This is a genomic window from Mannheimia haemolytica (assembly GCF_004342115.1).
Taxonomy (GTDB): Bacteria; Pseudomonadota; Gammaproteobacteria; order Enterobacterales; family Pasteurellaceae; genus Mannheimia; species Mannheimia haemolytica.
The window spans coordinates 133,396-140,092 of the sequence record NZ_SMAC01000002.1 but is presented as its reverse complement, the minus strand read 5'-3'; the positions used below and the strand labels follow the sequence as shown (position 1 = coordinate 140,092).

Here is a 6,697-nt window from a genome sequence, read left to right as displayed (position 1 = left end):
CCTTTTTGTTTAGATTGATTTTTGACACTCATATTCTAAACGGGAAACTCTCACTTTTTAGAGTGAATTGTCAGATCAAGTCTGATCTTCTACACTTAATGCTCACCAAATATTGTGTTTAAGCCAAATAACAAGCGGTAATATTCTCGAAAAATATTACCGCTTGTTCATTTTAATAATCCGTTTAAGATAAAATTTTCGCTAACTCAGCGCTTACTTCTTCTACCGGTTTTGTACCGTCTAAACGCTCATAACGAGTATTGCCGGCTTCTGCTTCTGCGGTGTAGTAGGTGATTAACGGCTTGGTTTGTTTGTGGTAAATCGCTAAACGCTCTAACACGGTTTCAGGTTTGTCGTCTTGGCGGATAATTAAATCCTCACCAGTCACATCATCTTTACCTTCCACTTTCGGTTGATTGTACACCACGTGGTAAGTACGCCCTGATGGTTGGTGAACACGACGACCGCTCATACGCTCAACAATCACTTCATCGGCTACATCAAACTCAAGTACTAAATCAATTTTTACGCCAGCCTCTTTTAACGCATCAGCTTGCGGAATGGTGCGTGGGAAACCGTCTAATAAGAAACCGTTCGCACAATCAGGTTGAGCGATACGGTCTTTTACTAAGGCAACCGTTAATTCATCCGGCACTAATTTACCTTCGTCCATCAATGCTTTTGCTTGTTTACCAAGCTCAGTGCCTTCTTTAATCGCCGCACGGAACATATCGCCGGTTGAAATTTGCGGAATACCGAATTTGTTCACAATAAACTGAGCTTGCGTACCTTTGCCCGCACCCGGTGCACCTAATAAAATAACTTTCATTGTAAACCTCAATAACTAGAAAAATGAATAAATAACTTAGGCAGTAACCTTACCGATTACTGCCTAAAATTGCAAATTTTTTTAATTTTTTGACCGCTTGTTATACGGAATTAGAATTCATAGCGTAAATTTAAGCGTGTATAGAATGGCTCACCGTAGCTATATTGGCTAAAGCTGAGGGCGTTACGATATTTTTTATCGAATAAGTTATCAATGTTAAGCTGTGCTGAGAAGTTGTCATTAAATTGATAACGAGCCATCAAATTCACTAAAGTGTAAGCTTTTTGACCATATTCGCCATAAGTAGCGTGTTTGGTATAAATTCTGCTTTGCCAGTTTACACCTGCTCCTACCGTTAAACCTTGCACTAAACGGTTCATATCGTAAGTTGCAAAGAATTTAAATTGTTTGCGTGGTTGAGTTGTGTTAATTGGGTTGCCTGAAGCATCATCGCCTTTCCACTGAGTATATCCTGCATTGAGTTTTAATTTTTCAGTTACATTTCCAGATGCTTCTACTTCAAAGCCTCGAACTTTCGCACCTTTAGAGGCTGTGTAGTAGGCTAATAATGTATTAGGGTTAATACCGGCAGATTGAGCTAGATTATCTTGTCTTGTTTCAAATACGCTAATTTGAGTTTGCAAGTTGTCATTGAAATAACTCCCTTTCCAACCTGCTTCGTAGGTTTCGCCCGTAACAGGAGAGAGTAGTTTGTTATTGATGTCCACTTGACTTTGTGGTTTGAAAATATCGGTATAACTTACATAAACGGTATTTTGTGGATTAATATCAAAGGTTAATCCTGCATAAGGTGTCCCAACATCGTTAGCGTGGAAGTTTTGTGTTGAACCATAGAAAGTGCCTTCTGTGCGGTACGATGAAATACGAGAACCTAGAAGCATAGAAAGTCTATCTGTAAGACGTAAACGGGTAGAAACATACACCCCGAACTCTTTTAAGTTTTGGTAGTATTTTTCAGACATACTTCCCCAGTTTGGTCTAGCATAAATGCCATTCCAATTATTAAAGTCGAAAGCTCCGTCAAAGGTGCTGTTATCGGCAGCGTAGGAATTACGATGTGCTCGATTGTATTGAATACCGATTGCCGCATCGTGTTCTAATCCCCAAGCAGAGAATGAACCGGTAAGATCAAGCTGCACATTAGATTGTGTATTATCATTTTTAAATTTACCCGGCCAAGGCGACCAACCTAATCCATCTTGTCGATTAAGTGATGAGCCGCTGAAATAGAAAAGTTCTGAATTATGTTTGCCTACACGGTAATTGCCTTTTAATGCAAGTTCCCATTTTTCGCCTAGTTTTTGTGTAATATCGGCAAAATAGTTTACGGATTCATTATCCCAGTAAGCCCATTCTGGGCTGGCATTTTTGCTTCTGCTCCAGTTAGTTTCACCACCATCGCTATAGAATGCGGGTAAACCACCCCAAAGTGCTGCATCACGTTTTTCTTTTTGATAACTTACACCTAACCCAAGTTTGGTAGTGTCAGTTAAGTCTGCTTCAATATTGCCATAAAGCGTGGTGTAACGTTCTTTTTCATTTTTAATGAACGTATTACCGTTTTTATGCTCTGCAATAAAGCGGCCTCTTACTGATCCTGAATTATTCAATGCTTGGCTATGGTCAATCATTGTATTGAAATCAGCATAACGCCCGATTCCAGCTTCTAAAATAGTATAACGGGAAGTGCTATTGGCTCGTTTACGAACAAGATTAACACTTGCAGAGGGATCGCCCGCCCCAGTAGTTAAGCCTGTAGCACCACGCACAACTTCTACTCGGTCGTATAACACGCTGTTGCCTGTATTTTCGCCCGTTGTCCATTGGTTATTTACTTTGAGATCCATACCATCTACCTTGACTTTATCAATCCCAAAACCACGAGCACTGAAAGAATAGCGTCCTCTGTCAACTAAAGAAACAGAAACACCGTGAGTTGCTTCAAGTGCTTTGGCAATCGTATTAAGATTTTGATCTCTGATTTGTTGATGCGTTACAGCCGTTACGCTTTGTGGCGTGTCTTTCGCACTCAATGCCATTCCATTAGAGCCTTTGGCTTTTTTCTGTGCATAACGTCCAGTTTCTTCCGATGAGGCATTTGGCGTTTCGGCACTTACTTCAACGGTATTAAGATGAGTAACTGTTTCAGCATAAGCTGTTGAGATAGACCCTATACTAGAACCGTATAAGGCAAGTTTTATCGCTTTAGATAGCGTGTTCATAATTTCTCCTAAGTAATGAATAAAAAATTATTTATGTTGTTTGAGTAACAGTAAGAAATAGATACCCCCGAGAATAGAGGCAATAATGCCTGCCCCAATCTCATAAGGGAAAATTAGATAACGCCCGAGCCAATCGGCAATGAGCATTAGCATTGCCCCTAATAATGCCGATATAGGGATCTGTTTCTCCGGTGTAATTGCACCTAAATTTTTAGCTAAATGAGGGGTCATTAGCCCAATGAAGCTCATTGGCCCTACAGCAAGCGTAGAGGCGGCACTCATTAGGGCGATTAAAAGTAATACAATCATCTGCACCTTTTTAACCTCTAACCCTAAGTGGAGAGAAACGGTTTCGCCAAGTGAGATCAAGCGTAAAGGTTTGATAAACAGTAAAGTGGCACTGATAAGTAGGATTGCAACAGATAATAAAATCCAAACTGTATTCGGATTAGCGTAATAGGTTGAGCCAGACAGCCAACTAATAACTGCCGTTAAACGAGGGCTGCCGCTTAGTTGAATAATAGCCATTAAGCCACTGACTAAAGCCCCAATAGCAACACCTGCAATCATTAACGCTGATGGTTGTAATTTACGGGAAAGCCACATAATAAGAGCGAGAACGGCCAAACTCCCTAATACACCAAATAACAAGAAGCCAATGCTAGATAATGTTGGGAAAAGTAAGAATGACAGTATTGCAGCAATAGTTGCCCCTGAACTCACACCTAATACTTCAGGGCTTGCCATTGGGTTTCTCGTTAAGATTTGTAATAGGCTACCACTTACCGCAAGCATTGCCCCTGTTGCTATCGCACTTAGACTACGAGGCAAGCGGTAGGAACTCATCAGGTTTTCATCAATGCTAATAGCCCAGCCATTCATTGTTGGAGCAATGATTTGTAATAGACAAAATAGGATAACTCCAGCGCATAACAACAATATTGGCAGTTTCCACGAATTGAGGCGTTTAACGGGGAAGTATGCTGTATTGCTTGCTTCAAATTGTGCTTTACGTTGGCGTAATACCAAGAAAATTAATAATGGTGCGCCTAGTGTTGCGGTAAATGCACCAACAGGTAGTAGAGTGTCGTAAATTCTGCTAACAATGCCGATGAGATTATTGGTAAAAAAGAGTAAAAATCCGCCCGCTAGAAAAGCAATCAAGAGGCGAAGTAATAAATGTCGTATTTTAGCAAAATGAGCCAAACTTGCACCTGCAAATCCAATAAAGCCAATCACACCTATTTTGCTTACAACCAATGCTGTAATGGCGGCACAAACAAAAATAACTAAGTAGCGTAGTAAATTAACAGGCGCGCCTAAGCGGCGAGCTTGTTCATCATCTAAACTTAAAATTGTGAGTGGACGAGAGAGTAAGACAAAGATAAAAAATGCAACTACTACCGTTATCGCTAAGATAATAGAAGTTGCCCAACCATCTTGTAAAAGTGAGCCACTTCCCCAAACCATCACGCCAAATAAAAAATCAAAGTAGAAAAGGGTCAGTAAAGAGGCAATAGCTCCAAACAAAATATTAACAATCAATCCCCCTAAAATAAGGGTAAGGGGATTGAGCTTAGAGGCTTTAGCAATAAATAAAACCAGTACGATAGCAGCTAAAGAGCCAAGTAACGCAATCCAGAAACTAGAAAAAAGCTCGGCGGCTGGGAAAAAGATAACCGCAATCATCAATGCAAGTTGAGCCCCGCTACTGACGGCAAGTGTGCTATCTGACGCTAAATTATTTCTGACAATATGTTGTAAGCCACTGCTGGCTATAGCCAATAAACCGCCTGCTAAAAATGACGTTGTCATTTCAGGTAAAAGAGCTGCTTTTACCGCAGCTTGATTAATTGGCAATAAATCAACATTTATGAGTAGTAACTGCCATTCCCACTCCCAGACCATATTTAAACGGATAACAGCTGTTACTAAGGATAAAAGAATACAGCCAATCAATAAGAATGATGATTTCATTACTCTTTTTCTCCTTGTGTCATTGCATTGTGTAAAAACTCAGCAAAGTGCGAGATGGAATCAGCCCCACCAAAGAGCCAAACAGGCGGTAATACTTTCATACAACGGTTTTTACCAAATCCTAAACGTTGCCAAATGTAGCTATTTTCTAAATCTGCTTGCGTCATTTTAGAAAAAGGTGAGATGACAATTAAACAGGTGCGTTCGGGTAATTTAGCTAAATCACTCACAGGAATAAGTTTATTTCCCCAGCGATCTCCCACACCTAAATCAGCTTGTTTTAAGCCCATCAAATCAAAGGCTACACGGAACATTGAATTAGACGCATATATGCGTAACTCTCTCGGAGAGCCAAATTGAACAACAGAGTAGTAATCAATATCTGGATTACTGTTAAGGATTTCTTTCCCCCATTGAGCCAACGTTTGTTCAGTTTTCGTTAAATATGCTTCTGCCGCATTAGGGTTTTTAATCTCTGTTCCAATCATACGAGTGGCTTTTTGGTAAGTATGCCAATGTTGCTGAGGTTCAGTATTGCCACCATCAAATAGCACGTCTATTTGTGGAATTTCTTTCGGGTAAACAGAAGCCAAGTGAGCGTAGAAAAAGTTTGATAGCACCAATTCAACAGGAAGCTGTGCTAATAATTCGCGATTAGGCTGATAACGCGCTCCAATATCTAACACGCTATTAGGCTGAATAGGGCGGTGCGACCATAGCGGATAAATTCGCTTATCCCCCATCGCAATGGGCGGATTTCCCATTTCAGTAAGGGCAGAGGCAATAGACCAATCTGGTGTAAAAATATTAGGTTGAGCAAATGCGGTAGAAATTTGCAAAATAAAGAGAAAACTGAACCGCTTGTATTGCCTAAACATCATAATACCGCCACTTTATGTAAGCCTGCAGGGTGGTTAAACAAGTGCAGTTTTAGCCCGAAGATCTCAAGTAATTTCTGTTCTTGCATAATTTCATCAACAGAACCTTGAATACAGAGTTCGCCTTGCTTTAACGCAATAATTTCATCACAAAATTGGGAGGCAAGATTAATATCGTGAATAATGATAATGACAGTTAGACCTTGTTCATTCACTAGCTTGCGAATAAGCTGCATTACTTCAACTTGATAAACAATATCAAGGGCAGCCAATGGCTCATCTAGCAGTAAATAGGGTGTTTGTTGGGCTAAGCACATAGCAAGCCAAACTCGTTGTTTTTCTCCGCCTGATAGACTATTTACAGGCTGTTTAGCAAACTGAGTAACGGAGGTGCTTTCCATTGCTTGCTCAACAATTTGAACATCAAATTCTGTTGGTTTTTGTAGCCATTTTTGATATGGAAATCGCCCTAAAGCAACCAGTTCCTGCACTAAGAAATCCGCCGCTTCAGGTAAACGTTGTGGTAAATAGGCAATATGTTTTGCCGCTTCTTTGGTAGAAAGCTGATGAAGTGGTAATCCATCGACTAAAATTGAACCGCTGGTAGGCGTTATATCTCCGCTTAGTAAACGCATTAACGTTGATTTACCCGAGCCGTTATGGCCTATTACGCCATATAAACGCCCCTTGCTTAAATTGAGGGAAATATTGCTTAGCAGTTTACGGTTTTGTTCAACAGAGTAGCTAATGGAATTTATTTGAATCATAGT

Annotated in this window: 5 protein-coding genes; all 5 read right to left on the bottom strand. The window is 40.3% G+C overall.

What is annotated here, in order from left to right; all coding sequences use genetic code 11:
- Positions 1 to 184 precede the first annotated feature (184 nt).
- The 5 genes from adk to EDC41_RS01380 all read right to left on the bottom strand — a co-directional run bounded on the left by adk (position 185) and on the right by EDC41_RS01380 (position 6,694).
- Entirely contained in the window at positions 185 to 829 is a 645-nt protein-coding gene (gene adk, locus EDC41_RS01400) for an adenylate kinase (RefSeq protein WP_006251862.1), read from the bottom strand.
- A gap of 110 nt (positions 830 to 939) precedes the next feature.
- Complete coding sequence (locus tag EDC41_RS01395) at positions 940 to 3,072, bottom strand: TonB-dependent siderophore receptor (RefSeq protein ID WP_006251863.1); 2,133 nt, start codon at positions 3,070 to 3,072, stop codon at positions 940 to 942.
- Positions 3,073 to 3,099: 27 nt separating this feature from the next.
- Positions 3,100 to 5,049: a Fe(3+)-hydroxamate ABC transporter permease FhuB gene (fhuB, locus tag EDC41_RS01390; RefSeq protein ID WP_006251864.1), complete on the bottom strand. Its 1,950-nt coding sequence runs from the start codon at positions 5,047 to 5,049 to the stop codon at positions 3,100 to 3,102.
- Positions 5,049 to 5,930, bottom strand: coding sequence for an ABC transporter substrate-binding protein (locus EDC41_RS01385; RefSeq protein ID WP_020831137.1), 882 nt, complete (start codon positions 5,928 to 5,930; stop codon positions 5,049 to 5,051). Before EDC41_RS01385 ends, fhuB begins: the two co-directional genes overlap by 1 nt.
- Positions 5,927 to 6,694 carry an ABC transporter ATP-binding protein gene (locus EDC41_RS01380; protein ID WP_230311409.1) on the bottom strand — a complete coding sequence of 256 codons (768 nt, stop codon included), beginning with the start codon at positions 6,692 to 6,694 and terminating at the stop codon, positions 5,927 to 5,929. The genes EDC41_RS01385 and EDC41_RS01380 overlap by 4 nt, the downstream gene beginning before the upstream one ends.
- Positions 6,695 to 6,697 lie beyond the last annotated feature (3 nt).

Coding starts and splice junctions, on each gene's coding strand:
- adk (WP_006251862.1), bottom strand. CDS start 829: ATGAAAGTTATTTTATTAGGTGCACCGGGTGCGGGCAAAGGTACGCAA.
- EDC41_RS01395 (WP_006251863.1), bottom strand. CDS start 3,072: ATGAACACGCTATCTAAAGCGATAAAACTTGCCTTATACGGTTCTAGT.
- fhuB (WP_006251864.1), bottom strand. CDS start 5,049: ATGAAATCATCATTCTTATTGATTGGCTGTATTCTTTTATCCTTAGTA.
- EDC41_RS01385 (WP_020831137.1), bottom strand. CDS start 5,930: ATGATGTTTAGGCAATACAAGCGGTTCAGTTTTCTCTTTATTTTGCAA.
- EDC41_RS01380 (WP_230311409.1), bottom strand. CDS start 6,694: ATGATTCAAATAAATTCCATTAGCTACTCTGTTGAACAAAACCGTAAA.